Genomic DNA, 25,865 nt, shown 5'->3' on the forward strand with positions numbered 1-25,865 from the left:
CCCCACGAATGCGCCAACTACTTCAAATCATGCGGGTACGAACCAGAATGATCGAAAACCGCTCTAGCTGGCAGGTTCCGTCACTTCCGAAACATCCCAACCACCTGCTGTCGCGACGTATAGACGTGCGACATTCTGGTATTGGCGGATCCGCGTTTCCAGCAAGGCCAGACGTGCGCGCTGGTAGGAGCGGCTGGCATCCAGGACTTGCAGGATGCCGCTGTTGCCGACCTGGAAGCTGCGCCGCGACAGGTGGAGCGAGCGATCCGCGATGGTTGCGGTTTCGTGGCGAGCTTCCAGTTCGCGGCTGTCGCTGTCCAGCGCGGAAAGCAGGCTGGAGACCTGCCCGAAAGCTTCGGTCACGACTTGCTGGTATTCCGCAGCGGCCGCGCGTGCTTCCGCTTCCGCACCGCGTTTGTTGGCCTTGAGTGTGCCGCCATGGAAAATCGGGGCTGTCATGCCGGCGAAAATATCGAAGGCGTTGAACTTGCTGTTCGCGATCTTGCCGGGTTCGGAGGTGGACTGCGTGATCGAAGCGCCGATCGTGATGTCCGGGTAGAGTTCCGCTGTCGCGACACCGACGCCGGCAACCGCGGCATGCAGACGCGATTCTGACTCCAGAATGTCCGGTCGTTTGTGGACCAGCGCCGAGGGCAGTGCGACCGGGACGCTGGCAGGCAGGATGAAGTCATCAAGCACGAAGTCGGTCGAACCCAGTTCGGCCGGAGAAATGCCGAGCAGGACCGCCAGCATGGCACGCCCTTCCGCCAATTGTTGTTCCAGTGCGGGAAGGCTCGCCTTGTCTCCGGCAAGCTGGCCTTGGGCGCTCAGCACTTCGACGAGTGTGCCGGCGCCGGCGTTCTTGCGCGCTTGCGTGAGAGAGAGGTTGCGCTCGTCTTCGGAAAGCAGCTTGCGCTCGGTCGCAATGCGGTCGTTGAGCGCCGCGATGGCGAGAACCTGCGACACCACACGGCCGGCAATGACGAGATGCGCGGCGGAGGTCGCCCGCTGTTGCGCTTCGGCCTGTGCGGCGGCTTGCTCAAGCGCGCGGCGGTTCTTGCCGAACAGGTCAAGGTCGTAGGAGACGCCGCCGCCCACAGTGTAGAGATCGAACTCGGGATTGGAGATACTCTGTCCACCGAAACCGTCGAAACCGAAAGCGGCAAGGTTTACCTGCTGGTATTCCCCGCGGCCTTGCGCATCGACCTGCGGAAGGCGTTTGCCGGCAACGGCCGCGATGCGCTCGCGAGCCCTGGCAAGCGTCGCGCGGCTTGCGGCAAGGCTGTGGTTCCCCACCAGCGCACGGTCGACCAGCGCGTCCAGCTCCGCGGAGCCGAACACCTTCCACCATTGGCCTTCCGGCCCCTCGTTCAGCACGGCGCGGCTGCCGCCATCGTCGGCATACCCTGCAGAGGCGGAGGGCGCGGGCGGTGCCGTGAAGTCCGGCCCAGCCGTCATGCAGCCTCCGGCAAGCAGGCACGAACCAAGCAGCGGGACGAGGGCGGCGGCGGTGGTGCGCTTCATGTCATTCCCCAATTGGAAGCGTGGCATCCCCGCCCTTTACCTTGTCCACGCGCAGCAAGAGCACCAGCGGAATCAGTACCAGGGTGAGGATGAAGACGAAGTGATAGATCGAAATGTTGCCGACCATGCTGGCCTGGCGCATGACCTCGCCGTTGAGACGGGCCAGCGCTTCGGTCGAATTGAAGTCCAGACCGGGGCGAGCGTAGAGAACGGCCGGGTTATCTGGACGCAGACCCTGGATAAGGGTGTTCCGGGAGGCGGCAATGTCCTGAACCAGTTGCACGTTCAGCAGCGAGATGCCGATGGCGTTGCCGATATTGCGGGTCAGCGCATACATCGATGCGCCTTCGTTGCGCAGCGCCGGAGCCAGCGTTGAAAACACCACGACCGAGAGCGGCACGAAGATCAGGCCGCTGCCTAGCCCCTGCACGAAGCCGGTGATCAGCAGCGTGCGTTCGTCCACATAAAGGTCCATGTGCGAATACATGAGCATGCTCATGCCCATGATCGTCAGGCCCGCGATAATGACTACGCGTACGTCGAGGATCGAAACCAGCCGCGTTACGATGACCATGGAGACCAGCGTGCCGAACGCGCGAGGCAGGCCGACGAGGCCAGTGTGGAGCGCCGAGTAGCCCAGTAGCGACTGGGTCATCACCACCACCATGGGGATGGTGGCAAAGGCGACGATGCCGATCATCATGCTGAAGATGGAACCCACCGCGAAGTTGCGGTCGCGGAACAGGCGCGGCTTGATGAAGGTATCCGTCGCGGTGAACATGTGCACCACGGTCAGGTAGCCGGAGATGCAGAGGATCAGCGCATAGATGCGGATCTCGGTGGATTCCCACCAGTCAAGATGCTCGCCGCGGTCGAGAATAAGCTGCAGTGATGCGAGTGCGATCGATACCGTGACGAAGCCGAACAGGTCGAAGCGATGCACTTCGCGGTTGTGACGGCGGATGAGGAAGGCCGCCATCCCTGCAAACGAGAGGACGCCGAAAGGCACATTGATGAAGAAGACCCAGCGCCAGCTCAGCGTATCGGTGAGGTAGCCGCCCAGCGTCGGGCCGATGATCGGCCCAGCCATCGAACCCAGTGCGAAAATGGCCATGGCCTTGGCGTGTTCTTCAGGCGGATTGATGTCGAGCAGGATCGCCTGACTGAGCGGGATCAGCGCTGCACCGAAGGCGCCTTGCAGGAAGCGCGCGAACACGATCATCGTCAGACTGGTAGAAAGCCCGCAAAGAGCCGAGGCCAAGGTGAACCCGCCGACCGAGAACAGCATGACGTTCTTGCGGCCGACCCTTCCGGCGAGCCAGCCGCTCAGCGGCGTCGCGATCGCGCCTGCCACCAAGTAGGATGTCAGCACCCACAGCACCTGCTCCTGCGATGCCGAGAGGCTCGATTGCATATGCGGCAGCGCTACGTTCGCAATCGTGATGTCCACCGCGACCATGGTCGAGGCGATCATCGAAGGCACCGTGATCAGCATCCGTCGAGCCTTGCTCGGATACTGGATGGGGAGTTCGGACGTCATCGCATGGGCCGCTGGCAGCCTGCGCTACTGCTTCGTTCCCGGCGCTTTGGCCGCGGTATCGGACCCGAAGAGGTGGCGCTGGTGTCCGGTGTCGACTTCGACGGTTGCACTCAGGCCGGCGCTGAGAGGCAGGCCCTCGGGGGCGTTGTCGATCGCGATCTGGACAGGAAGGCGCTGCACCACCTTCACCCAGTTGCCTGTGGCGTTCTCGGCGGGAAGCACAGAGAAGCTCGAACCCGTGCCGGGGCTGAAGCTCTCGACATGGCCTTCCAGCTTTTCGTCGGGATAGGCATCGACCTCGATTTCGGCCGCTTGACCCACGCGCATGTAGCGCAGCTGGTTTTCCTTGAAGTTAGCCTGCACCCAGTAGTGCAGCCCGGTCAACATGAAGACCGGACGACCGGGCGTGACATAGTTGCCCGGCTGAAGCTGGTTGACCCGGGTCACGACGCCATCCTGCGGCGCGCGCACGACCGTATCGCCAAGAGCAATTCGCGCCTGTTCAAGCTTGGAGGCCGCCTTGCGAACCGACGGTTGCGAGGCGACGTCGCCCGTGACGCTTCCGGCAAGGCTGGCGCGCAGGCTTTCCGCCTTGGCCTGCGCTGCGGCGATGCTGTCGCGTGCGGTGCGGGCTTCGGTCACGGCTTCGTCGTACTGGGCCTGAGAAGAGATGCCTTCGGCCACCAGCGACTTCTGGCGGGCTGCTTCACTGGTCGCCAGGTCGTAGCGTGCCTTGGCCGCGCTGACTTGTGAGAGGGCTTCGCGGTGATCCGCCTGGAGCGAGCTGGCATCGGTGCGGGCATTGGCCAGTTCGGCCTCGGCTTCGGCAACGGCCGCTTCATAGCTGCTGGCCTTGATACGGAACAGCACGTCGCCCTTGCTGACGCGCTGGTTTTCACTGACCTCGACCGAGACAACCGTGCCCGAGACGCTGGGACTGATCGCGACCATGCCGGTCTGCAGCGAGGCATTGTCGGTCGACTCGTAGCGCCCACCGGTAAGGTAGAACCACCCGGCACCGATCAGGACCAGAGCCGGTCCTGTCACCATGAGGATGGTCCGCAGGCTGCGCTTGCGGGGCGGCGTTACGGTCTCGTTTTCGCCTTCGGCCGAAATAGTGGTCTCAGCGTTCATGAAACTTCCTGTTCTGACTGCTATGTGCCGATACTAAGCATGGCTACTATCGGCAATAGGAAGATAGGAGATGACATTGGAACGGGTCCTTCCGCTGGACGGTGTGCACAACTTCAGGGACTGCGGAGGGTATTCCGTAGCTGGGGGCGGACGCCTGCGCTGCGGGGTTCTTTGGCGTTCCGGACAGCATCATGGCGCCACCGATTCGGATCTGGAAAAGATTGGCGCACTTGGGCTCGCCAGCGTGTTCGATCTGCGCACATCGAAGGAGCGCGAATCACATCCCTGTCGCCGTCCGCAAAACTTTGAAGCAGAAGTGTTTTTCAGCGATGATCCGGTGCGCAGGCATGCGCCTCATATCGCTGCGGCACAGACCCCGCGCGAGCGCACGGCGCAATCGACGCACGAAAGCCTCGTACGCAATTACAGCGCGATTTGCTTCCGCCCGGAGCTTCAGACGATGGTCGGACGCTATCTCTCACGGCTGGCCGAGGGACACGGACCGAGCCTCGTCAATTGCATGGCAGGCAAGGACAGGACCGGAATCGCGGTCGCGATGCTTCACCTGGCGGTAGGCGTACACCGCGACGATGTGGTCGAGGACTACCTGCTGACGAACACGGCGGGAGATCCCGAAGCGCGTATCGCGGCCGGCGCGGAAACGATCCGTGCGGTTACCGGGCAACTCGACGATGCTGTCCTGCGCGTGCTCATGGGCGTCCAACCGGAATATCTCGAAACGGCCTTGGCCGCGATCGAGGAGCGCCATGGCTCCATCGATGCCTATCTCGAAGAGGCGCTTGGTATCGATGCGGCAACGCGTGACAGGCTGCGTGCCGAGCTGGTCGAGGACTAGCCGAGAAACGTCTTCACGTCGCCCATGAACCGGTCGAGCTGGTCGTGGTGCAGCCAGTGCCCGGCGTTCTCGTACTCGATGAGCTGCGCGGTGGGAAAATGGTCCATGCGACCGTCCGAAGCCGGGCTGGAAGCGAAGCTGTCCTTGCCCCACAGCATCAGGATCGGACAGGTGATGGCTTCCCACAAGGCGATGATTTCATCGGTGGGCCGGTCCGATGCGGACCAGACGTTGAGGTAATTGTCGAACTTCCAGCTCCATGTGCCATCCTCGTTCCGGCTGGCGCCGTGGATGGTCAGATGCCGCGCCTGTTCATCGGTGAGGAAAGTGTTTTCCGTTTTCATCCGCTGATAGGCGTCGCGCCGCGTGGCATACTTGCGCGGCGTACGGCCAGAGGCCTTGCGCTTGTCTTCCACCCACTGGCGCAGCCGCTCGCCGACGCTCTTCTCTTCCATCTCGCGGCGGATCTGCGGCGGCGGGCCGAGCCCTTCGATGTTGACGAGCTTCTCGACCTTTTCAGGATAGAGGCCGGTGTAGCGGGTGGCGATGTTGCCGCCCAGCGAATGGGCGATGATCGTCACCTTCTCATAGCCCAGCGTATGCACGAGCTGCGCGAAGTCGTAGACGAAGGCGTCCATCCCGTAGTGCCCCTCGGGCGACCACTCGCTGTCGCCATGGCCGCGCAGGTCGGGGCAGATCACGTGCCAGTCGTGGCGTAGCTGTTCGGCCACCCAGTCCCAGCTGCGGCAATGGTCGCGTCCGCCGTGCTGGAGAATCAGCGGCGGCGCACCGTAATTGCCCCAATCGACGTAGTTGAGGCGAAGGCGCTGCGATATGAAGCGGTTGGAGGTGGGGCCTAGCTGCGTTTCCATGCGCGGGAAATTGGTACGGACCGCGCGCAAGGTCAATCGAAGCCCTGATTTACGGGGGAGAACAATTTCGATTGGCGCCCTGCGCTTGGCAAAAGCGCGCCAATGTCCCTATTTCGCCACTTGAGAGATTCACGCCGGAGGCAAGTTACATGGCGACCACGCACAAGACCCGCATGCTCATTATCGGTTCCGGCCCCGCCGGCCTGTCCGCCGCGATCTACGGCGCGCGTGCCGGGCTCGAGCCGATCGTGGTGCAGGGTCTGCAGCCCGGCGGGCAGCTGACGATCACCACCGACGTCGAGAACTATCCGGGCTTCCGTGACGTCATTCAGGGCCCCTGGTTGATGCAGGAAATGCAGGCGCAGGCCGAGCATGTCGGCACGCGCATGATGTGGGATACGATCACGTCCGTCGATCTTACCGGCGACACCTTCAAGGCGATCGGCGATGGCGGCGACATTTACGAAGGCGATACGCTCGTCATCTCCACCGGCGCGCAGGCCAAGTGGCTGGGTGTACCTGGCGAACAGGAACTCTCGGGCAAGGGCGTTTCCGCCTGCGCCACCTGCGACGGGTTCTTCTATCGCGGCAAGAAGGTGGTGGTCATTGGCGGCGGCAATACCGCGGTCGAAGAGGCGCTGTACCTCACTAACCATTCCGATGACGTGACGCTGATCCACCGCCGCGACTCGCTGCGCTGCGAGAAGATTCTGGAAGACCGGCTCATGGCCAATCCCAAGATCTCGGTGCTGTGGAACAAACGGGTCGAACGCTTCGTAGGCGGCGAGAACAGCGAGCTTCGTGCTCTCGCGCTGATCGACACGCAGACGAGTGAGGAAAGCGAGATCGAGACCGACGGCGCCTTTGTTGCCATCGGTCATGCACCGGCGACCGAGCTGTTCAAGGACAAGCTCGCCATGGACGATTCGGGCTATCTTCTGGTCAAGGCGGGTACGCCGAAGACCGACGTGCCGGGTGTCTTCGCTGCAGGTGACGTCTGCGATCACACCTATCGTCAGGCGGTCACTGCCGCGGGTATGGGCTGCATGGCCGCTCTCGATGCCGAGCGCTATCTCGCCGAGAAGGAATTCAGCGGGGTTACCGCAACCGTACAGGGCTGACGGGGCTCAGTTACGCAGCACCTCCAGCACCTGCTCGACGAGCCAGTCCTGCGCGGCCGGCTCGACGTAGCTGTGCGTCGCCTCTGCAAAGGTGCAGATGCGCGGATCGGTCTTGTCCCATTTCGACAGGAAGGCGAGGCCGGTGCGGTCGCGGCCTGCAATCAGGAAACGAACCTCTCCGGAAAATGAAGCCAGTCCCGCCGCGATCTCTGCAGCAAGGCCTTCCGGGGCCTTCGGTGCAGGGCGGAGGGCGGAAAGCAGACTGCGGATCAGGCTGCCGATCGGGACTTTCCCGGTGAGCAGGCGCTTGATCGCGGCCGGATCGGTCAGGCGGCGGCGATAGTGGTCGCGTACGACTTCGGCCGGAGCCTCTTCCGAGTCGTCTTCGATGGTCCAGGGGTTGGACAGGATCAGCCCATCGCACCCGGCGCCACCAGCCAGCATCAGGGCACTGGCTGCATCGCAATTGCCGAAACCGACCACGCGGGTAAGGTGGGGGCACTGCGCGCGAAAAGCTGCTAGGGCAGCGGCCAGATCGGGTACGCTGGAGCGAAAGCCACCGTTGATGCCCTCGCTGTCGCCGGTGCCTCGGCGGTCGAAGCGCAGGACTGGATGCCCGGCCTGAGCAATGTGGTCCGCAAACAGTGCTTGTCCGTTCCACGCTCCTGCCCGGATTTCATTGCCGCCGGTCACGAGCAGCAGTCCGGTGGTGCCTGCTGCCTCGTCCAGCGTTCCGACAAGTTGGGCGCCCTCGCAACGAAAGGTGAATTGACGCCGGGTCATGCCGTGATCTCGGCCGTCAGGATGGCGGCTAGTGTATCGGATTGCGTGGCATCCTCGTCGGGTTCGGCCCGCAACCACAAGCCGCTTCCACCGAGCTTGCCTTGTTCGATGACGGTTGCGCCGCTGTCGGGCACCAAGGGCTCGAAGTGGCTGTAGAAATCAGCGCCAAACTCATAGCCGGCAAGGTTTATTCCCGAGGTCCGGGCCTGCTCGGCTAGCGTTTCGCGGGTTTCCTCGCGTCCGGCTTCGCGCGAGGACAGAACCCGCGCGCGGAGCATCTGGCGAAGGATCGAGGCCGCCTTGACCGGTACATAGTGCAGGGCCGGAAGCTCTACCGGCGTGAACAGGCAACCACCTCTAACGCCCAGCGCATGGGTAGCGCTGAAGTGGCGGCCCGCTTCGATGGTCGCAGCGAGCCAGCCGGGAATCGTCTGTTTGCCGAGAGGCTGCAGGCTTTCGTTGCAGCCGGGCAGGTCAGGCAGGAATGCGTCGATCCCGGCCGCATCGAGTCGACGCATCACTTCCACCGTAAAACGGCGCAGGCGATTGCCTTCGTCGAACAGGGCAGGGAGGATCAGCAGGCGGTGGCGGCGCTGGCGGTCGAAGGTGAGGGCGTATTCCTGGCTCATGCCGCCATCGGGCAGCGGACAGGGCCAGTTCGTCGGCGTCATCGCAAAGGCCGCCGCATGCTCATGCCTCGGCGAGCTTGGCCTCGGCAAAGGCGAGCAGGCCGCCATAGGTTTCGAGCATCTCGCCGTCGATCTCATCGTCTTCGATAACTATGTCGAGGCGGTCTTCCAGTTCGGTCAGCAGACCGGCCACGGCCATCGAGTCCAACTCGGGCAGGTGGCCGAACAGGCCGGTGTCGGCATCGAAACCGTCAGCCTGGCCCGGCTTGAGCCCCAGCACATCGGTAAGGATGCGGCGCAGCAACTGGTCGGTATCGTTGGACATGGCCCCTCGGTGAACTCGCATGATTAACGGCGCGCCTCTAGCCGCGCTTGGCCTTGGCGGCAAGGCGTCGCAGGCCGATCTTGCCAAGCTCGGGCCAGTTGCGCAGCGCCATCGGGCGGAACATGTCGAGCCGGAAGCGGGGGCGGACTTCCTCCATCCAGTCCCGTTTGTACGGATCATCGCCCGTGCCGAAGTCGACGAGATCGACCTTGTCGGTGTCGATCACATGGCGGAACAGGGCCGCAGTGAGCACCGATCCGGGCGATAGCGGCTTGGCCGCCTCGCGGTGGGCGAGCTTGTGAATGAAAGCCGTTCCACCTTCGACAGTCCACATTTGCGCTGCGATTGCCTCGTCGCCACCGGCGGGCCGGGCAACGGCCAACCTGAGTCGCCCGGCTTCGCCTTCCTGCTGCGCAAAAGCGCGCAGGAAATCGGGCGAGCCTTCCTCGGGCTTCCAGCTTTCGCTGTAGATATCCTCATACGCGGCCCAGGCATCCGCATCGAAATGCGTGAGGATCTGCGTATCGACCTTGTTCGATTTGCGCTTGAGCGTGGTGCGCAGCTTGCCCGGTCTGCCCGCGATATAGGCGTCATAGTCGCGGCCAGACACGGCGAGGATGTGGTTCGTATCGCAGACTTCCCGCCGCACGAGCCAGCCGGCCGATGTGAAGGCGGCTTCAAGCAGGCTGGCGCTATCGTCCTCATCGGGAAGACCGGAGATTGTGATGCGGTGTGCTCGTCCAGCGAGTTCGCGAGCAAGTTCTGCAAGCGGGGGCTGATCGTCCGTCACGATGGGGCGGAAACGAAACGTATACCAGTTGGCCAGTGCCGTGAGGTGACCGTCCGGCCCTGCCAGTGCGAGCACTGCCGCACTGTCCGCCTCCCGGGCTACGGCGAGGAGGGGCTTTAGGTCACAATGCTCTTCCAGCAACTGCCACCAGGCGAGCCGGTCGAACGGGGCATGCTGGGAGGCATCGGAGAGCAGCCGCGCAAGCTGGCCATCCGATTGCACTTCCTTAAGATCGGAGTGATATTCGATCTTTACCACGTTACTTCGAAACCCTTCCACGGAGCCATTGTCTGACCATGCGCGGCAGTCCTGAAAATTCCGTCCTGCCGCTCGACCATCTCGCCCTACGCGGGGACGACGAGGCCGATGCGCTGGTCTTGCGTGAAGGTGTGCTTAGCTACCGAGAATTAAGATCGCGTGTCTCTCGCCTCGCCGCGTGGCTGGCGCATGAGGTGCCCGATAAGGGCGCGCGCGTGGCAAGTTGGGCTGCGAAAGGCGAACTGACCTGCCTCATGCCGCTGGCCGCGGCGCGGGCCGGGCTGGTCCATGTACCGATCAACCCGCTGCTCAAGCACGCACAAGTGGCGCATATCCTGGCGGACAGCGGCGCCGTGATGCTGATCGGTACGCCCGCGCGGCTCAAGACGCTGCAGGATGGCGATGTTTCGTCGCAGTGCCGGATCGTCGAGGAAGCACAGGCTTTGAACGACGCGCAGGATCTGGCCGGCGACCTTGCCCCGTCGACAGCCGATCCGGACGATCTGGCCGCGATCCTCTATACCAGTGGTTCTACCGGAAGGCCCAAAGGCGTGATGCTCAGCCACGCCAATATGTGGCTCGGCGCGGATAGCGTGGCCGACTACCTTGGCATGGCAAGCGATGACCGCACGCTGGCCGTGTTGCCGCTTTCGTTCGACTACGGCCAGAATCAGCTGCTTTCGACATGGTACGCTGGCGGCTGCGTAGTCCCGCTCGATTACCTCATGCCGCGTGACGTCATGAAGGCCGTCGAGCGTCATGCGATCACGACGCTGGCGGCTGTCCCGCCGCTCTGGGTGCAGGTCTGCGAGCTCGACTGGCCCGCCGAGACGGCCGCGCGCTTGCGCCGGCTGACAAACAGTGGCGGCGCGCTAACCGTCGATCTCGTTCACCGCATGCGCGCGTTGTTTCCGGGGGCGCGTCTCTTCGCCATGTACGGTCTCACCGAGGCCTTCCGGTCGACCTATCTCGATCCCGATCTGATCGATACCCATCCGACCTCGATGGGGACCGCCATTCCGCACGCAGAAATCTTGGTAATCAACGATATGGGCGACATAGCTGAGGCCGGACAGGAAGGCGAGCTGGTGCACTGCGGGCCCTTGGTCGCGCAGGGCTATTGGCAGGACCCGGAACGCACGGCCGAACGCTACAAGCCGGCGCCGAAAGCGTCCGTCTATGGCGGCACGGCCGTCTGGTCCGGCGACCGCGTGAAGCGAGACGCAGACGGTTTGCTCTATTTCGTCGGTCGACGTGATGCGATGATAAAGAGCGCGGGTAACCGCATCAGTCCGCAGGAGATCGAGGAAGCAGCGCTCGCCACCGGCCTGGTGGCCGAGGCGGTGGCTCTCGGCGTGAAGGACGAGCGGCTCGGGCAGGCGGTCCATCTCGTCGTTAGGGCGGCGCCGGGAACTTCAGATGCGCAAACAGAATTGCCGCGTAAACTAATGCAGGAACTGCCGAACTTCATGCAGCCGAAAGTCATTCATTGGCGTGATGCCATGCCCATTGGGCCGAACGGCAAGATCGACCGGACCAGCCTGCAGACGGAGCTTGCGGCATGAAGCAGCTTGGCCCGATTCCCGCCGGCTATGAAGCCGTCGATGGCGTGCTTGCAATTGCCGGGAAACCTGTAACCCACTGGGTCGATCAGGCCGGCACGACGCCGCTGTTCCTCTACAGCGCAGACCATGTCCGCCAGCGCGTCGCCGACTTACGCGCCGCAATGCCCGATCGGTTGGCGCTGCACTATGCCGTGAAGGCCAATCCCTTTCCGCGGCTGCTTTCGCTGATGACGCAGCTCGTCGATGGGTTCGACATCGCCTCGGGCGGAGAACTCGAAATCGTGCGTGGTGCGGGCGTCCCGCTCGATGCTGTTAGCTTTGCCGGGCCGGGCAAGCGCGATGCCGAGTTGGAAGCGGCGATCCGTGCTGGCGTGACGCTCAATCTCGAATCTGAGGGTGAAGCAGCACGGGCGCTTGCCATTGCCGAACGGCTGGGCGTGACGCCGCGTCTGGCCGTGCGCGTCAATCCCGACTTCGACCTCAAGGGCTCGGGCATGAAGATGGGCGGCGGTGCCAAGCCGTTCGGTGTCGATGCCGAACGTGTGCCGGCACTGGTCCGCACGATTCGCGAGAGCGGTGCGGAGTGGCGCGGCTTTCACATTTTCGCTGGCAGTCAGGCGCTCGATGCCGAGGCGATTGCCGATACGCAGGCGCAGGCACTGGCTCTTGCGGCGAAGCTGGCAGAGGATAGCGGAGCGCCGCTCCCCCATTGCAACCTCGGCGGCGGCCTCGGGATTCCCTATTTCCCGGGAGACACCCCGGTCGACTTGCCGCTGGTGGGCGAAAAGCTGGCGGAGCAGTTCGCCAGCTTGCCTGACGTGCTTGCGGAGACGGCGTTCTGCATAGAACTCGGGCGCTATCTGGTCGGTGAAGCAGGCGTCTATCTGGCCCGGATCATAGACCGCAAGGAAAGCCACGGCGAGATTTTTCTCATTACCGACGGTGGTTTGCACCACCAGCTCGCTGCATCCGGCAACTTCGGTACGGTGGTGCGCCGCAACTATCCTTCCGCCATCGCCACCCGTTTCGATGTCCCGGTCGAGGAAGAATCCTCGATCGTCGGGTGCCTGTGCACCCCGCTCGACAAGCTGGCCGACAAGGGCGGCTTCCCGCGCGCCGAGGTGGGCGATCTCGTTGCCGTCTTCTGCGCAGGGGCGTACGGCGCGAGTGCCAGCCCAGCCTCGTTCCTCGGGCAGGGACCGGCAGCGGAAATGCTCGTCTGAAAAAGCCGTAAGGATTTAAGTGGTTGCGCGTCCCGTTTTGGGACCCGGTTACTTTTCAGTGGCCAAGGCTAACGCAATGTTCACCCTTTTTTCGGATTACGGAGGCTGGATTTTGCCAGCTATCCCTTCGTGCCTGCAGGAACAGGGGCGGTTGGCGCAAACAAGGATGTGTCCATGCCGCGTTACCGCTTTGCCCGACATCTGGCCGCTGCTGCGCTTGCCAGCGTCGCCCTGACGGGGTGCATGGGATCGGCCTCGGGACCGGAATTGCCGCCTGCCTCGTTCGTGGCGATGCAGGAAGGTCCCGGTGAGGAATACGTCATCGGGCCGCTCGACACGCTGACGATTTTCGTTTGGCGCAACCCGGAACTCGGCGCGAAAGTTCAGGTCCGGCCCGACGGGCGGATTACCACCCCGCTGATCACCGACATGCCGGCCGTGGGCAAGACGCCCTCGATGCTGGCCGAAGACCTGCGCCTGCAGCTGTCGCAGTACATCGAGGATCCGCTGGTCTCGGTGATCGTCGACAACTTCTCCGGCACGTTCAGCCAGCAGATCCGCGTTGTCGGTGCCACCGAGAAGCCAGCCTCCATCCCCTACCGCGCCAACATGACCGTACTCGACGCGATGATCGCCGTCGGCGGCCTGTCCGAATATGCAGCGGGCAACAAGGCGCGGCTGATCCGCTTCGACAAGAGCAGTGGCAAGCAGAAGGAATACAACCTGCGCCTGGGCGACCTGCTCAAGAAGGGCGAAAGCAAGGCCAACGTGATGCTGCAGCCCGGCGATGTGATCATCATCCCCGAAAGCATGTTCTGAGGGGCGGGCGCAGGCGATGACCAACCTCTACGAAGAGCTGCTTTCAGCAATACACAGCGTCTGGACACGGCGCTGGATTGCCCTAGGGCTTGCCTGGGGCATCTGCCTGCTGGGCTGGCTGGTGGTGGCGTTGATCCCCAACAGCTACGAATCGCAGGCGCGGATTTTCATTCAGCTCGATGATGCGCTGGCCGAACAGGTCGGCATCGGCGTTGCCGACAAGAAGCGCGACATCGAACGCATTCGCCAGACGCTGACCAGCGCAGTGAACCTGGAGAAGGTCGTTCGCGGCACGCGCCTCGGGGATACCATCGAATCGCCCAAGCAGATGGAATCGACGGTTCTAGCATTGGCCGACAATGTGAAAGTGGTGAGCCAGCAGGATAACCTGTTCGAGATCACCGCCACCGCAAGCTACTCGTCCTTTTCCGACGCCGAAAATGCCAAGCTGGCGCAGGACATTGCGCAGAAGCTGATCGACATCTTCCGTGAGGAGAACCTCTCGGGCGACCGTGGCGAAATGGTCGAGACGCTGGAATTCGTGAACCAGCAGCTCAAGCAGCGCGAGAAGCAGCTTGAAGTGGCCGAGCAGAAGCGCACGGCTTTCGAGGCTGCGCACCCCGAACTTGCCCAGGGCGGGACAGCGGTGATCCAGCGGCTCGAAACGTCGCGCGCGGCACTGCGTGATGTCGAGGCCGATCTTGCCGCCGCGCAAAGCGCCCTTGCCGCTATCGACGGACAGATCGCGGGTACGCCGCGCACCATCGCCAGCCCCAACGGCGGCGGCGCGCAGGCGGGGCTCGCCAAGGCCCAGTCCGATCTCGCATCGATGAAGGCACGTGGCCTGACGGACAGCCATCCGGACGTTATTGCCGCCCGCAACCAGATCGCTGCACTCAAGGCTCCGGCCGCGCAGGAAGCCGCCAGCGGCGGTGGAACCATCAACCCGGCTTACAGCTCGTTGCAGTCCATCCGTGCCGAGCGCTCGGCGAATGTTCAGGCCCTCCAGTCGCGCCGTGCAGCATTGCAGTCCGATGTTTCGTCGCTGATGTCCGCCGCGATTCAGGATCCGGAGCTGTCCGCACAGGCTCAGCGCATCAATCGCGACTACGACGTTCTGCGTCGCCAGTACGACAAGCTCCTGCAGGACCGCGAGGAACTCAAGCTGCGCGGCGAGGTGAAAACCGAACGCGAGGCAGTGAAGTTCGAAGTGGTCGATCCACCGACGACGCCGCGCTCGCCGGTCGCGCCCAATCGCCCGGTATTGCTGTTCGGGGTGCTGATTGTCGGCATCTGCGGTGGTTGCGCCGGTGCTTTCGCGTTGAGCCGCGTGCGTTCGGTGTTCAGCACTACGGCCGGTCTCGAGCGGAGCACGGGGCTGCCGGTTCTGGGCGCGATTTCGCAGAATCTGACCGATGCCGCGCGCGCGCTGCGCCGCAAGCGGATGAAATATTTCTACGGCGCCAGCGCAGCGCTGGGTGGGTTGTTCGTCGTGCTGCTCGCCGTCGAATTCGTCCAGCGTGGCATGGTGGCGTGAGGGGAACAGCATGACCGACCAGAGCAAGATCCCCATGCCCGAAGGGTCTGAAAAGCGCAGCGAATCGCTGCTCGAACGCGCCGCCGGCCGTTTCGATTTCAGAAGCGCGATCGCGAAACCCGGTGGAGTCCCGGCCGAGGCCCGCGCCAAGGCGCAGCCGCCGCGCGAAGCTCCGGCCCCGCCGCCGCGTGCCGTTGCTGAAACGCCAGCGCCGGCCCCGGCACCCATCGTCAACGAGGAGGTGCCGCCGGCACGGCCGGCACCAGAACCAGCACCAGTACCCGCGCCGATACCTGTTGTCTTCCACGGGAAGCCCCATCCGGTCGACCGCGAGCATCTGCGCGAGCAGGGTCTGATCGTACCCGAGGGGGCCGTAACCGGTCTGCTCGAAGAATTCCGCATCGTGAAGCGCCAGATCCTCGTTCAGGCCGCCGACCTGCGCCGCCAGAAAGCTGGTCCGATGGCGCAGCGCGTGCTGATCAGTTCCCCGCACCCGGGCGAGGGCAAGACCTATTGCGCGCTCAATCTCGCGCTTTCCATCGCGGCGGAAAAGGAAAGCGAAGTCCTCCTTGTCGATGCCGACTTCGCCAAGCCTTCGATCCTGTCGGCGCTCGGCATGCCTGGCGGTCCCGGTCTGATGGATGCGCTGATGGATGAGAGCATCGACGTTGCCGACTGCGTGCTGGGCACCGATATTCCGGGGCTCTGGGTGCTTCCTGCCGGCGATACGAGCAACCACGACAGCGAATACCTCTCCAGCTCGCGCACGGCACGGGTGCTGGAACGGCTGACCGAAGGCACGCCGCAGCGCATCGTCATTTTCGATTCTCCTCCGGCGCTTGCTGCGTCGCCGGCGGCCGAGCTTGCCAAGTACGTCGGGCAGACCGTGGTCATTGTCCGGGCCGACAGCACCGGGCAGGGCTCGCTCGAGGATGCGATCTCGCTCCTCAACGCCTGCCCCAACGTCCAGCTTCTTCTCAATGCCGCGCAGTTCAGTCCCACCGGTCGCCGTTTCGGCACCTATTACGGTTACAAGGGGTGAAACGGATGCGACAGTCATTGCACAGACTGGCATCGATCAGGTTTTCCGCGACCTCGGGCATGGCGCTTGTCGCGCTGGCCGTGGTGAGCATGCCGTCCGCGGCCTCGGCCCAGTCCATCGGTTACGATGGCTTCAACGGCAGCGACAGCAGTGGTTCCGAGGCTTCGCCATCTCAGCCCTCCAAGGCGAGCAAGCGCGGCGGGAAGGGCAGCAAGCGGCTCGAGATCAGCCCCTATATCGAGGTCGATCAGATCGTGAATGCCCAGCTTTCGCCGGGCAACGATGTGCTGACCTATACGCAGCTGGCTGCAGGCATCGACGCGGGCATCGCTGGCCGTAACAATGCCGCGTCGGTCTCGGTTCGTTACGAACGCCAGTTCGGATGGGGCAAGAAAGCCGCCGATGGCGATGCGATCAGCGGCATTGCGCGCGGTTACACCACCATCGTGCCGGGCGTGACGCTGGAAGCAGGCGGTCTCGCCACACAGGCCAGCGTCGAAAACGGCGTTGTCGCGGGCAACAACGGTCAAATTTCGGACAAGAGCAAGACCAAGATCTACTCGGTCTATGGCGGTCCTTCGGTGGCGACGCGCGCGGGGGCCGTGAATCTCACGGCGAACTACCGCGCCGGCTACACCAAGGTCGATCAGTCGAATGCCTTCGTATCGGCGCCGGGCGTCGCGGCCGTGGACGTTTTCGATGAGAGCGTGACGCAGGTCGCAGACGTCGAGGCAGGTGTGGCGCCGGGCACTGTGCTTCCCGTGGGTCTCGCGGTTGGCGGTAGCTTCTACCAGGAAGACATTTCGAATCTGGACCAACGCCTGCGCGACATGCAGGTCCGCGCCATGGTGACAGTGCCCGTCAGCCGCACGGTGCAGGCTGTGGGCGCGATCGGGTACGAGGACGTCGAAGTATCGAGCCGCGATGCGGTGCGCGATGCTGATGGCAATCCCGTGATCGGTTCGGATGGCCGCTACGAGACGGACAAGAGTGCACCGCGCGTGCTGGCGTACGACGTCAACGGTCTGACCTGGGACGTTGCCGTGATGTGGCGCCCGAGCCGGCGCACTTCGCTCTCCGCGCATGTCGGACGCCGCTACGGCGCCACGAACTTCGGCGGCACGCTTTCCTATGCGCCCGATGACCGCAAGCAGCTCAGTATTGCGGTCTACAACAACATCGCCGGCTACGGCGGTCAGCTCAACCGCCTGATCAACGAACTGCCCGACGACTTCGAGGCCGTGCGCGACCCGGTGACGGGCGATCTGACCGGCTGCGTCGACACGCTCGAAGGCAACAACTGCCTTTCCGGGGCACTGGGATCGCTGCGCTCCTCGACGTTCCGCGCGCGCGGCATCTCGGCGAGCTACACGATGAAGATCGGCCGGCTCAATGCAGGCGTCGGTCTCGGCTATGACCGCCGCAAGTTCATTGCTGCCGAAGGCACGGTGCTGGCTTCGGCCAATGGCGTGATCGACGAGAACTACTGGCTCGCCGGATATCTCAGTGGCCCGCTCGGCCGTGACGCCGGCTGGGCGACCAATGTCTATGCAAACTGGCTCTCGTCCAACGATCCGCTGTTCGGGGATGTGGCCGGCTATGGTGCTTCGGCCAGCTATTCCCGCCTGCTGACGAGGCGCCTGCGCGCGAACGTGGCGGTCGCTGTCGACGGCTCAAGCCGCGACACGCCCGACATCGACGATATCTGGACCGCGTCGGCACTGGCCGGTCTTCGCTACAATTTCTGAGTCCCCTGGGAGGACATACAATGTTCGACGATTTCTACGGGCTCCAGGCAAGGCCCTTCCAGCTCACGCCGGATCCGGAGTTTTATTTCGAGAGCCTGACCCACCGCAAGGCGCTCTCCTACCTGGGCTATGGCCTTGCGCAAGGTGAGGGCTTCGTGGTCATCACGGGCGAGGTCGGTTCGGGCAAGTCCACGCTCGTCGCCTACCTCATGGCCACGATCGATCCTTCGCGCATGACGGCGGCCAACGTCGTGACGAGCGCGCTGGACGGTGAGGAGATCGTCCACGTTGTCGCGCAGGCGTTCGGTCTTCAGGTTGCCGGGCACGACAAGGCCTCGGCGCTGGGCGCCATCGAGGCCTATCTGCACGAGGAAGCGCGCGCCGGCCGCCGCTGCCTGCTGATTGTCGACGAAGCGCAGAACCTCTCGATCAGCGCGCTCGAAGAGCTGCGCATGCTGTCGAACTTCCAGCTTGGATCGCATCCGCTGCTGCAGACGCTGCTGCTCGGCCAGCCTGAATTCCGCGACGTGCTGATGGAGAGCAACCAGCTTGAACAGCTGCGCCAGCGTGTGATCGCCGCGCACCACCTCAGCGCGATGCTGCCCAAGGAAGTGCAGGCCTACATCGAACACCGCATGACTTGCGTGGGCTGGAAGGGCAATCCTAGCTTCGACCAGCGCGTCTTCGCGGAGATCTATGAGGCGACCGGAGGTATTCCGCGCCGGATCAACCAGATCGTCAATCGCCTGCTGCTGCTGGGCGCTGTGGACCAGCGCACGCGTATCGATGGGTCAATGGTCCGTCAGGTCCTCGACGAAATGAACGACGATGGATCGCTGGCTCTGGTGACGCAGAAGCCGGAAGCGGCCGAACCGGTACCGGCCCCGGTGCAGGAAGACCCGCGCCCCTTCGTGCAGAGCGAAGCACCGGCGGACGATGTCGCCGTCGAAGCCGAAGCGCCGGCCCCGCAAGCGGTTCAGCCGGACGGGCTCGATGCAGCCGCTGCGGTGGCTCTCATCGAATCCGCGCTCGTCGACCGAGACGCGCAGATCGCCGAATTGAAGCAGGCGATGGATGACCTGGCCGCGGCTGCGGAAGAACGCGCTGCCGCAGAAGCCGAAAGCGAGAACGAGCAGGTCGCCGCGTTGCAGGCGCAGCTGGTTGACGTCAGTGATCATGCGGCCAAGCTCGAAGCGCGCCTCGGCGAGCAGGAGCGCACGCTGCGTCACACACTGACCATGCTGATCGAATGGATCGAAGGCGGTGAAGGCCAACGCGAAGCGGCCTGATCCATTTTCGTCCGGGGAGTTTCGTCCGATGAATTCCAGCGAGCCGATCAACGGACTCTCGGTCGATGTCGAGGACTGGTTCCAGGTGGGCGCCTTCGAAAAGGTGATCGACCGGGACAGCTGGCCCTTGCTTGCCGACCGCGTGGAGCGCAACTGCGACGAAATCCTGCGTCTTTTCGATGATTGCGGGGTGAAGGGGACATTCTTCACACTCGGTTGGGTGGCTGAACGGCATCCCGTGCTGATGCGCCGGATCGCTGCAGAGGGTCACGAGATCGCCAGCCATGGCTGGGATCACGAGCGCGTGTTCCGCCTTGGCGCCGAAGGCTTCGCGCAGGACATTGCGCGGGCCCGCAAGGCCATCGAGGATGCCTCGGGTACAGCTGTTCTCGGCTATCGGGCTCCGAGCTTTTCCATCGACGCGCGTACGCCCTGGGCTTTCGAAGTTCTGGCAGAGCAGGGCTATGCCTACAGCTCCAGCGTGGCGCCGATAACGCACGACCACTATGGTTGGCGCGAGGCCCCGCGCTTTGCTTTTCATCCCTTGCCCGGATGCGATCTCGTTGAAATTCCGGTGACCACCGCAACTTTCGCGGGTCGTCGTCTGGCTGCCGGCGGGGGCGGGTTCTTTCGTGTTCTGCCTTATGGGTTCTCGCGCTGGGCCATCCGGCAGGTGAACCGCGAGGAAAAGCGTCCCGCCGTGTTCTATTTCCACCCCTGGGAAATCGACCCCGAACAGCCCCGCGTCGCCGATGCGCCGATGCGCTCGAAGCTGCGGCATTACACCAACCTTGGAGTGATGGCCGGCAAGCTCCGCCAACTGATCGGCGATTTCCGCTGGGGACGCATGGACGAACTTGCGGCCCGCGAGGCAGGCCGAGCAGTGGCGCTCGCGGCATGAATGCTCCGTTTGCCCTGATGCGCAGCACAGTGCGCCTCGTCGATCTGGCCGACCCCGGCGAGATCGATCGGCTTGAAGGCTTCGTTGCCCGACATCCGGAAGGTACGCCCTACCATCGCCCGGCGTGGTTTGTATCGGTCGCCAGCGCCACTGGTAACGAGGCTCAGGCTCTGGTGCAGGAGCGGGGCGGGGACATCGTCGCATTCCTTCCCGTCGATGTCATTCACTCGCCGATTTTCGGGCGCGTTGTCGCCTCGACCGGTTTCGCTGTAGGCGGTGGTCTACTGGTGACTGAAGGCGCCGATGCCGACGCGATGTTCTCCGCGGTGGAGGAACTGGCGCGGCGCCAGTCCTGCCTTTCGATCGAGCTGCGCGGTGGCACACTCCCGACCGAGGGCGAGGGCTGGGCGCTGAAGACCGAATCCCACGCCAACTTCGCCCGTCCGCTTGCCGCAGACGATGACGAGCAGATCAAGGCGATTCCGCGCAAGCAACGCGCCGAAGTGCGCAAGTCACTTGCCAACGATCTGACCGTGGAAGTCGGCTCGTCCGAACGGGACAAGGCGGCGCACTACGAAGTTTTCTGTGAGAGCTATCGCAATCTCGGGACGCCGGTCTTCCCACGGGCGCTGCTCGACAGCGTCGTCGATGCTTTCGGCGAGAATGCCGATATTCTCACCGTGCGGCATGAAGACCGGCCCGTGGCCAGCGTCATCAGCGTCTATCATGGCGGTGCGGTCATGCCCTATTGGGGCGGGGGCACTTGGGATGCACGGCGTCTGCGGGCCAATGACCGCATGTACTACGAGCTCATGCTCCATGCCCGGCGCCGGGGTTGCACGAGCTTCGACTTCGGTCGCTCCAAGACCGGAAGCGGCGCTTATCACTTCAAGCGCAACTGGGGTTTCGAGCCCGAACCGCTGACCTACGCGACATGGACCGTGCCGGGTTCGACAGCTCGCGAAGCCGATCCGACGAGTTCGAAGCTGTCGCTGCAGATTGCGATTTGGCAGCGCTTGCCGCTGGCCGTTGCGAACCGCCTGGGGCCGCTGATTGCGCGCGGGATCGGCTAATGGGCGAAATCCTGTTCCTGGCCCACCGCATCCCGTTTCCACCGGATCGCGGAGACAAGATCCGCTCACACCACATCTTGAAAGCGCTGGCCCGGCTTGCGCCGGTGCATGTCGCCACTTTCGCGGATGACCGGCACGATCACCAGTTCGAAGCCAATCTGGCAGCCATTTCGGCGAGCTATCGTCTTGTCGACCGCAACAAGTCGTTGTCGGTGGCTGGGATCGAGGCACTGGCGACGGGCAAACCTCTCAGTCTTGTCGCGTTCCACGACGGGCGGCTCGAACGGTATGTTCACGAGGTTCTGGCGCACCATCCGATCGATGTGATCTACGTCTTTTCCGGTCAGATGGCACAATATGTCCCGGCCGACTTCCGGGGGCGCGTCGTGGCCGATCTGGTCGATGTCGATTCCGCCAAGTTCGAGGCTTACGCAGCCAAGGGCAGGGGCTTCCGCTCCTGGATGGAGCGCCGCGAAGGCAAGCTCCTGTGTGCTGAAGAGGCGCGCATCGCCCACACGCGCGACGTAACCCTGCTGATCAGTCAGGCCGAAGCGGGGCTACTGCGCTCCCGTCTTCCCGACCCGGCAGATCCGTCTGCGCATGTCTGCGCCATGGGCAATGGCATGGACAGCGAAGGTTTCGATCCTTCGCTTGTCGAGCCCGAGGCCCAAATGCTCGAAAAAGGCGCGCCGCGGCTGATCTTCACCGGTCAGATGGATTACGCGCCCAATGTCGAAGCGGTTACTCGCGCCATGGATCGCGTGATGCCGTTCGTGCGCAAGGTCTATCCCGAGGCAACTCTGCACATCGTCGGGCGCAATCCGCCTGCGTCGCTTCAGGCGCGCAGCGGCAAGGACGGCATCGAGGTCTGGGGCAGGGTGGAGGACATCCGGCCCTGGCTGGCCGCTGCCGACATCGCACTGATTCCGCTCGAAATCGCGCGCGGTGTTCAGAACAAGGTGCTGGAAGCCATGTCCATGCAGGTTCCGGTGGTGCTCTCACCGGGGGCTGCCACCGGGATCGAGGCGTGCGATGGGCGCGATTTCATCATCGCCGCAGATGATGAAGACCTGGCCGAGGCTGTCATCGGGTTGGCCGGCGATGAGAAGCGGCGCGAGCGGATGGGCCATTGCGCAAGGGAGTGGATCGTCGCCAACGCCAGCTGGGACGCAGCGCTTGCCCAGCTTCCCGTCTATCTCGGTTTCGAAGGCGGGAATCTGAGCGATGCCGCCTGAGACGCGCGCCATGGCTGACACCTTCTTTTCCGCAAGCCGCCGCCTCTCGCCTGCCTGGCAAGGAGCCCTGCTGCGACTTACTGCGGCCTGGGTCGTGCTGTTGGTCGTTTTTGCATCCGACTGGGCTGCGATGGCGCGGCAGTGGTGGGATATTTCCACCTACAACCACATTGTCCTGATCCCAGTCATCCTGATGTGGCTGGTGTGGCAACGCTGGCCCGAACTGGAAAAGCTGGAGCCGCAGGCATGGTGGCCGGGCCTGTTCCTGTTTGCGGGAGCGGCCTTTATCTGGGTGCTCGGCGCCATATCGGGGCTGGATCTGGCGCGACAGGCAGGCGCTGTTGCCATGCTGGCCGCAGCTGTGCCGGTGCTGCTGGGCGTGCGCGTCAGTGCCGGGCTGATCTTCCCGCTTTGCTACATGGCTTTCCTCGTTCCTGTTGGTGAGGAACTGGTGAAAGTCCTGCAGACGGTGACGGCTGAAATCACCATCGCGCTGACCCATCTCAGCGGAATTCCTGCGGTCATAGATGGCGTGTTCATCGATACGCCTGCCGGCCTTTTCGAAGTTGCGGAAGCCTGTTCCGGCGTAAAGTTCCTCATCGCGATGACTGCGTTCGGTGTGCTTGCCTCCAATGTCTGTTTCGTGAGCTGGAAGCGGCGTTTCGGCATGATAGCGGCTTGCCTGGTGGTGCCGATCGTCGCCAATGGCATTCGCGCCTGGGGGACGATCTATGCCGCGCAGATCGTAGGCGTGGAAGTGGCCGCCGGGTTCGATCACATCGTCTATGGCTGGGTCTTCTTCGCGGTAGTTCTGGCCTTTGTCATCCTCGGGGCCTGGCACTTTTTCGACCGCCCTCTGAACGAGCCAGTGCTCGATGCCGAAGCTATTCGCACTGCGGCCGTGCTCGAGCGGATAGAGGTCTCCTCGAAATCGCATCGTAACGTTCTGCTTGGCCTCGCAGCGCTCGTGATCGCCGCTCAGGCATGGGCTTTCAGTGCAGACAGGCTCACCGCGCCTGTGCCCGAACAGATCGATCTGCCTCAGGTTCCGGGATGGAAACGAGTGGACTACACGCCAACGGTGTGGTGGGAACCGCACGCCGAAGGTGCGGAGCATCGCCTGCTGGGACGCTACGAAGATGCCGCAGGCCGGCAGGTCGATGTTTTCGTCGCGGTCTACTCCAGTCAGGGGGAAGGTCGCGAAGCCGGAGGCTTCGGGCAGGGTGCTCTCATGCCCGAGAGTGCATGGTCTTGGCAGTCGCCCGGACCGGCTTTCGATAGCGGCAAGAGCGAACGCTTCCTGGCCAACGGGAATGTCGAGCGTCTGGCGGTCACGTGGTATCGGAACGGTGACCTGCTCTCGGGCAGCAATGCCCGCCTCAAGCTGGCGGTAATCGCCAACCATCTGCTTTTTCGCGTTCGGCCGACGGTGACTGTGATCCTCTCCGCGGAGGATAGCCCTAAAGGTCAGGCGGCAGAGGCCATTCGCGCGTTCCGCAAGTCCACCGGTCCGTTGGGACCGTGGATGGACCGCATGACGCACGTGAGATAGAGGCCCTTCGCATGTGCGGTATCGCCGGTATCTTTCATCTCGAAACGCCCAAGCCGGTCGATCCCGCAAGGGTCGAGGCGATGTGCGACGCCATCGCGCATCGCGGGCCTGACGGTCACGGGATCTGGACAGCCCCCGGCGTCGGGCTGGGGCACCGCCGCCTCTCTATCATCGACCTTGCCGGTTCCCCTCAGCCGATGGCAGCCAGCGACGGTCGGGCGATGCTGGTCTTCAATGGCGAGATCTACAATTTTCAGGAACTCCGTCAGGAACTGAAGAGCGCGGGGGCGACCTTCCGGACCGATGGCGATAGCGAGGTCATCCTGGCCGCATGGCAGCGCTGGGGCCCCGATTGTGTCACCCGCCTGCACGGCATGTTCGCTTTTGCCATCTACGATCTCGATGCGCGCACGCTCTTCCTCGCGCGGGACAGGCTGGGGGTGAAGCCGCTCTATCTCGCTCCATTGAGCGATGGCAGTCTGGCTTTCGGGTCTGAACTCAAGGCCCTGTTGGCGCACCCGCTGTTGCGGCGCGAAGTCGATCCGCTGGCGGTCGAGGACTTCCTGACCTGGGGCTATGTTCCCGACCATCGTGCATTCCTCAAGGGCGTGACGAAACTGCCGGCAGGGCACTCGCTGCTGCTGCGCCACGGTGCGCCATTGCCAAAGCCTAACCAGTGGTGGGACGTATCCTTCGCCGAGCGCCGCAAGGGCAAGGAAGCCGATCTGGAGGCGGAACTGCTGCATCTCCTGCGGCAGGCAGTAGCATCGCGCATGGTTTCCGATGTCCCGCTGGGTGCTTTCCTCTCGGGCGGCGTCGACAGCTCCAGTGTTGTGGCGCTCATGGCCGAGGCGAGCGGGCAGCCGGTGCGGACTTGCTCGATCGGCTTCGATGTCGCTGCGCTCGATGAAAGCGACTACGCGGCGAAGGTAGCGCGGCAGTACCAGACAGATCATGCATCGCGGCTTGTCTCGCCGGACGATTTCGACGCGATCGATGTGCTGGCCGGCATGTTCGACGAGCCTTTCGCCGATGCCTCGGCCCTGCCGACCTGGCGGGTGTGCCAATTGGCCCGGGAATCGGTGACCGTCGCCTTGTCCGGCGACGGGGCGGATGAGGCTCTTGCGGGGTATCGCCGGCATGTGTTCCAGCATGGCGAGGATCGCGTGCGGCGCCTTTTGCCGCAGGCCTTGCGTGGCCCGCTGTTCGGTACACTGGGCGCCTACTATCCAAAGGCGGACTGGGCACCGCGGCCTTTGCGGGCGAAAACGACGCTTCTGTCTTTGGCCGGCGACAGTGCCGAAGGCTACGCACGAGCGCTCGCCTGTGCCTCGCCGGAATCCCGCGACCTGCTCTACTCGGATGCTTTTCGGCGGCTGCGCGGCGATTACCGGGCCGAACAGCCGCTGCAGGATCTGATGCGATCGGCACCGGCTAGGTCCGGATTGGATCGCGCGCAGTATGCCGATCTCAAGGTCTGGCTACCCGGCGACATTCTGACCAAGGTCGACCGCACCAGCATGGCTGTCAGCCTCGAAGCGCGCGAACCCTTGCTCGATCACCGCCTGATCGAATTCGCCGCCAGCCTGCCGGAATCGATGCGCGTGCGCCGCGGGCAGGGAAAGTGGCTGATGAAGCACACAATGGGCCGCTATCTGCCGGACGATATCCTCTATCGCCCCAAGCAGGGCTTCGTGACCCCGATTGCGCAATGGTTTCGCGGTCCGCTGGCGCAAACAGCCCGTGATATCGCGAATAGCGCGACGCTCGCGCGTACCGGGTGGTTCGACACCCGCCGCCTCTCCACGCTGGTCGAAGATCACGTGGCCGGAAGGGCCGATAACTCCCGAACGCTCTGGCAGCTTCTGATGCTGGACAAGGCGTTCGCGGAGAACGGTATCGGCTGAAGCAGGCCGATTTCGGTGCCTGACGGGCAGGGGCACCGGAAGGATGCTCCATATTAACTATACCGATTATTAGGACATTTGCCGTACGCCCGAAATCTGAACGTCAGTATGGGACGTCTATGAACGATGTAGGTCGCCATTA

At 63.7% G+C, this 25,865-nt stretch carries 22 protein-coding genes; 14 read left to right on the plus strand and 8 right to left on the minus strand.

The annotated features are described in order from the left end of the window. Window positions 1-63: 63 nt before the first annotated feature. Genes IEX64_RS18530 through IEX64_RS18540 form a run of 3 tightly spaced genes read right to left on the minus strand, consistent with a single transcriptional unit; the run spans window position 64 to window position 4,198 of the window. Window positions 64-1,524, minus strand: a complete 1,461-nt coding sequence (locus tag IEX64_RS18530; RefSeq protein ID WP_188822018.1) for an efflux transporter outer membrane subunit — start codon at window positions 1,522-1,524, stop codon at window positions 64-66. Between the two features lies 1 nt (window position 1,525). Further along, window positions 1,526-3,064, minus strand: coding sequence for an MDR family MFS transporter (locus IEX64_RS18535; RefSeq protein ID WP_188822020.1), 1,539 nt, complete (start codon window positions 3,062-3,064; stop codon window positions 1,526-1,528). A 24-nt stretch (window positions 3,065-3,088) separates the two neighbouring features. Further along, window positions 3,089-4,198 (minus strand): HlyD family secretion protein, encoded by a 1,110-nt coding sequence (locus IEX64_RS18540; protein WP_188822022.1) that lies wholly within the window; start codon window positions 4,196-4,198, stop codon window positions 3,089-3,091. Between the two features lie 70 nt (window positions 4,199-4,268). On the opposite strand from IEX64_RS18540, the gene IEX64_RS18545 reads away from it, so the two are divergent. Beyond that, window positions 4,269-5,054: a tyrosine-protein phosphatase gene (locus IEX64_RS18545; protein WP_188822024.1), complete on the plus strand. Its 786-nt coding sequence runs from the start codon at window positions 4,269-4,271 to the stop codon at window positions 5,052-5,054. On the opposite strand, the gene IEX64_RS18550 is transcribed toward IEX64_RS18545, so the two are convergent. Further along, on the minus strand, window positions 5,051-5,926 hold the full coding sequence (locus tag IEX64_RS18550) for an alpha/beta fold hydrolase (RefSeq protein WP_188822027.1): 876 nt from the start codon (window positions 5,924-5,926) through the stop codon (window positions 5,051-5,053). The genes IEX64_RS18545 and IEX64_RS18550 overlap by 4 nt on opposite strands. Before the next feature lie 149 nt (window positions 5,927-6,075). Between IEX64_RS18550 and trxB the strand changes: the two genes are divergently transcribed. After that, window positions 6,076-7,047, plus strand: coding sequence for a thioredoxin-disulfide reductase (gene trxB / locus IEX64_RS18555; RefSeq protein ID WP_188822029.1), 972 nt, complete (start codon window positions 6,076-6,078; stop codon window positions 7,045-7,047). 6 nt (window positions 7,048-7,053) lie between these two features. Here trxB and IEX64_RS18560 read toward each other — a convergent pair whose 3' ends face one another. Genes IEX64_RS18560 through IEX64_RS18575 form a run of 4 tightly spaced genes read right to left on the minus strand, consistent with a single transcriptional unit; the run spans window position 7,054 to window position 9,832 of the window. Continuing rightward, the gene (locus IEX64_RS18560) at window positions 7,054-7,830 is read right to left on the minus strand and encodes a hydrolase 1, exosortase A system-associated (protein WP_188822031.1); all 777 of its coding nucleotides are present in this window, start codon (window positions 7,828-7,830) and stop codon (window positions 7,054-7,056) included. Continuing rightward, window positions 7,827-8,501, minus strand: coding sequence for an alpha/beta hydrolase family protein (locus IEX64_RS18565; protein ID WP_188822033.1), 675 nt, complete (start codon window positions 8,499-8,501; stop codon window positions 7,827-7,829). Before IEX64_RS18565 ends, IEX64_RS18560 begins: the two co-directional genes overlap by 4 nt. A 19-nt stretch (window positions 8,502-8,520) precedes the next feature. Then, the gene (locus IEX64_RS18570) at window positions 8,521-8,784 is read right to left on the minus strand and encodes an acyl carrier protein (RefSeq protein WP_188822035.1); all 264 of its coding nucleotides are present in this window, start codon (window positions 8,782-8,784) and stop codon (window positions 8,521-8,523) included. 37 nt (window positions 8,785-8,821) lie between these two features. Continuing rightward, on the minus strand, window positions 8,822-9,832 hold the full coding sequence (locus tag IEX64_RS18575) for a GNAT family N-acetyltransferase (protein WP_188822037.1): 1,011 nt from the start codon (window positions 9,830-9,832) through the stop codon (window positions 8,822-8,824). 38 nt (window positions 9,833-9,870) lie between these two features. Between IEX64_RS18575 and IEX64_RS18580 the strand changes: the two genes are divergently transcribed. The 12 genes from IEX64_RS18580 to IEX64_RS18635 all read left to right on the plus strand — a co-directional run bounded on the left by IEX64_RS18580 (window position 9,871) and on the right by IEX64_RS18635 (window position 25,723). Continuing rightward, window positions 9,871-11,397, plus strand: a complete 1,527-nt coding sequence (locus IEX64_RS18580; protein WP_188822039.1) for an acyl-CoA ligase (AMP-forming), exosortase A system-associated — start codon at window positions 9,871-9,873, stop codon at window positions 11,395-11,397. Beyond that, window positions 11,394-12,620 carry a pyridoxal-dependent decarboxylase, exosortase A system-associated gene (locus IEX64_RS18585; RefSeq protein ID WP_188822041.1) on the plus strand — a complete coding sequence of 409 codons (1,227 nt, stop codon included), beginning with the start codon at window positions 11,394-11,396 and terminating at the stop codon, window positions 12,618-12,620. The genes IEX64_RS18580 and IEX64_RS18585 overlap by 4 nt, the downstream gene beginning before the upstream one ends. Before the next feature lie 174 nt (window positions 12,621-12,794). After that, complete coding sequence (locus IEX64_RS18590; protein ID WP_188822043.1) at window positions 12,795-13,439, plus strand: XrtA/PEP-CTERM system exopolysaccharide export protein; 645 nt, start codon at window positions 12,795-12,797, stop codon at window positions 13,437-13,439. A gap of 16 nt (window positions 13,440-13,455) precedes the next feature. After that, on the plus strand, window positions 13,456-14,976 hold the full coding sequence (locus IEX64_RS18595; protein ID WP_188822045.1) for an XrtA system polysaccharide chain length determinant: 1,521 nt from the start codon (window positions 13,456-13,458) through the stop codon (window positions 14,974-14,976). Between the two features lie 10 nt (window positions 14,977-14,986). Further along, the gene (locus tag IEX64_RS18600) at window positions 14,987-16,018 is read left to right on the plus strand and encodes a P-loop NTPase family protein (protein WP_188822047.1); all 1,032 of its coding nucleotides are present in this window, start codon (window positions 14,987-14,989) and stop codon (window positions 16,016-16,018) included. Window positions 16,019-16,023: 5 nt separating this feature from the next. Then, the gene (locus IEX64_RS18605; protein ID WP_229710566.1) at window positions 16,024-17,766 is read left to right on the plus strand and encodes a preprotein translocase subunit YajC; all 1,743 of its coding nucleotides are present in this window, start codon (window positions 16,024-16,026) and stop codon (window positions 17,764-17,766) included. A gap of 20 nt (window positions 17,767-17,786) precedes the next feature. Next, complete coding sequence (locus tag IEX64_RS18610) at window positions 17,787-19,055, plus strand: XrtA/PEP-CTERM system-associated ATPase (RefSeq protein ID WP_188822049.1); 1,269 nt, start codon at window positions 17,787-17,789, stop codon at window positions 19,053-19,055. A gap of 28 nt (window positions 19,056-19,083) precedes the next feature. Beyond that, window positions 19,084-19,956 carry an XrtA system polysaccharide deacetylase gene (locus tag IEX64_RS18615; protein ID WP_188822051.1) on the plus strand — a complete coding sequence of 291 codons (873 nt, stop codon included), beginning with the start codon at window positions 19,084-19,086 and terminating at the stop codon, window positions 19,954-19,956. Then, window positions 19,953-21,029 carry a FemAB family XrtA/PEP-CTERM system-associated protein gene (locus IEX64_RS18620; RefSeq protein ID WP_188822053.1) on the plus strand — a complete coding sequence of 359 codons (1,077 nt, stop codon included), beginning with the start codon at window positions 19,953-19,955 and terminating at the stop codon, window positions 21,027-21,029. The genes IEX64_RS18615 and IEX64_RS18620 overlap by 4 nt, the downstream gene beginning before the upstream one ends. Next, window positions 21,029-22,264 (plus strand): TIGR03087 family PEP-CTERM/XrtA system glycosyltransferase, encoded by a 1,236-nt coding sequence (locus tag IEX64_RS18625; RefSeq protein ID WP_188822055.1) that lies wholly within the window; start codon window positions 21,029-21,031, stop codon window positions 22,262-22,264. The genes IEX64_RS18620 and IEX64_RS18625 overlap by 1 nt, the downstream gene beginning before the upstream one ends. Before the next feature lie 10 nt (window positions 22,265-22,274). Beyond that, complete coding sequence (gene xrtA, locus IEX64_RS18630; protein WP_188822057.1) at window positions 22,275-23,816, plus strand: exosortase A; 1,542 nt, start codon at window positions 22,275-22,277, stop codon at window positions 23,814-23,816. Window positions 23,817-23,827: 11 nt separating this feature from the next. Then, window positions 23,828-25,723, plus strand: a complete 1,896-nt coding sequence (locus IEX64_RS18635; protein WP_188822059.1) for an XrtA/PEP-CTERM system amidotransferase — start codon at window positions 23,828-23,830, stop codon at window positions 25,721-25,723. Window positions 25,724-25,865: the final 142 nt, after the last annotated feature.

It is taken from the genome of Novosphingobium indicum (assembly GCF_014645195.1).
Lineage (GTDB): Bacteria > Pseudomonadota > Alphaproteobacteria > Sphingomonadales > Sphingomonadaceae > Novosphingobium > Novosphingobium indicum.

What these genes read in the sequence shown, in the direction of transcription:
- IEX64_RS18530 (WP_188822018.1), bottom strand. Translation starts at nt 1,524, where the DNA reads ATGAAGCGCACCACCGCCGCCGCCCTCGTCCCGCTGCTTGGTTCGTGC.
- IEX64_RS18535 (WP_188822020.1), bottom strand. Translation starts at nt 3,064, where the DNA reads ATGACGTCCGAACTCCCCATCCAGTATCCGAGCAAGGCTCGACGGATG.
- IEX64_RS18540 (WP_188822022.1), bottom strand. Translation starts at nt 4,198, where the DNA reads ATGAACGCTGAGACCACTATTTCGGCCGAAGGCGAAAACGAGACCGTA.
- IEX64_RS18545 (WP_188822024.1), top strand. Translation starts at nt 4,269, where the DNA reads ATGACATTGGAACGGGTCCTTCCGCTGGACGGTGTGCACAACTTCAGG.
- IEX64_RS18550 (WP_188822027.1), bottom strand. Translation starts at nt 5,926, where the DNA reads ATGGAAACGCAGCTAGGCCCCACCTCCAACCGCTTCATATCGCAGCGC.
- trxB (WP_188822029.1), top strand. Translation starts at nt 6,076, where the DNA reads ATGGCGACCACGCACAAGACCCGCATGCTCATTATCGGTTCCGGCCCC.
- IEX64_RS18560 (WP_188822031.1), bottom strand. Translation starts at nt 7,830, where the DNA reads ATGACCCGGCGTCAATTCACCTTTCGTTGCGAGGGCGCCCAACTTGTC.
- IEX64_RS18565 (WP_188822033.1), bottom strand. Translation starts at nt 8,501, where the DNA reads ATGACGCCGACGAACTGGCCCTGTCCGCTGCCCGATGGCGGCATGAGC.
- IEX64_RS18570 (WP_188822035.1), bottom strand. Translation starts at nt 8,784, where the DNA reads ATGTCCAACGATACCGACCAGTTGCTGCGCCGCATCCTTACCGATGTG.
- IEX64_RS18580 (WP_188822039.1), top strand. Translation starts at nt 9,871, where the DNA reads ATGCGCGGCAGTCCTGAAAATTCCGTCCTGCCGCTCGACCATCTCGCC.
- IEX64_RS18585 (WP_188822041.1), top strand. Translation starts at nt 11,394, where the DNA reads ATGAAGCAGCTTGGCCCGATTCCCGCCGGCTATGAAGCCGTCGATGGC.
- IEX64_RS18590 (WP_188822043.1), top strand. Translation starts at nt 12,795, where the DNA reads ATGCCGCGTTACCGCTTTGCCCGACATCTGGCCGCTGCTGCGCTTGCC.
- IEX64_RS18595 (WP_188822045.1), top strand. Translation starts at nt 13,456, where the DNA reads ATGACCAACCTCTACGAAGAGCTGCTTTCAGCAATACACAGCGTCTGG.
- IEX64_RS18600 (WP_188822047.1), top strand. Translation starts at nt 14,987, where the DNA reads ATGACCGACCAGAGCAAGATCCCCATGCCCGAAGGGTCTGAAAAGCGC.
- IEX64_RS18605 (WP_229710566.1), top strand. Translation starts at nt 16,024, where the DNA reads ATGCGACAGTCATTGCACAGACTGGCATCGATCAGGTTTTCCGCGACC.
- IEX64_RS18610 (WP_188822049.1), top strand. Translation starts at nt 17,787, where the DNA reads ATGTTCGACGATTTCTACGGGCTCCAGGCAAGGCCCTTCCAGCTCACG.
- IEX64_RS18615 (WP_188822051.1), top strand. Translation starts at nt 19,084, where the DNA reads ATGAATTCCAGCGAGCCGATCAACGGACTCTCGGTCGATGTCGAGGAC.
- IEX64_RS18620 (WP_188822053.1), top strand. Translation starts at nt 19,953, where the DNA reads ATGAATGCTCCGTTTGCCCTGATGCGCAGCACAGTGCGCCTCGTCGAT.
- IEX64_RS18625 (WP_188822055.1), top strand. Translation starts at nt 21,029, where the DNA reads ATGGGCGAAATCCTGTTCCTGGCCCACCGCATCCCGTTTCCACCGGAT.
- xrtA (WP_188822057.1), top strand. Translation starts at nt 22,275, where the DNA reads ATGGCTGACACCTTCTTTTCCGCAAGCCGCCGCCTCTCGCCTGCCTGG.
- IEX64_RS18635 (WP_188822059.1), top strand. Translation starts at nt 23,828, where the DNA reads ATGTGCGGTATCGCCGGTATCTTTCATCTCGAAACGCCCAAGCCGGTC.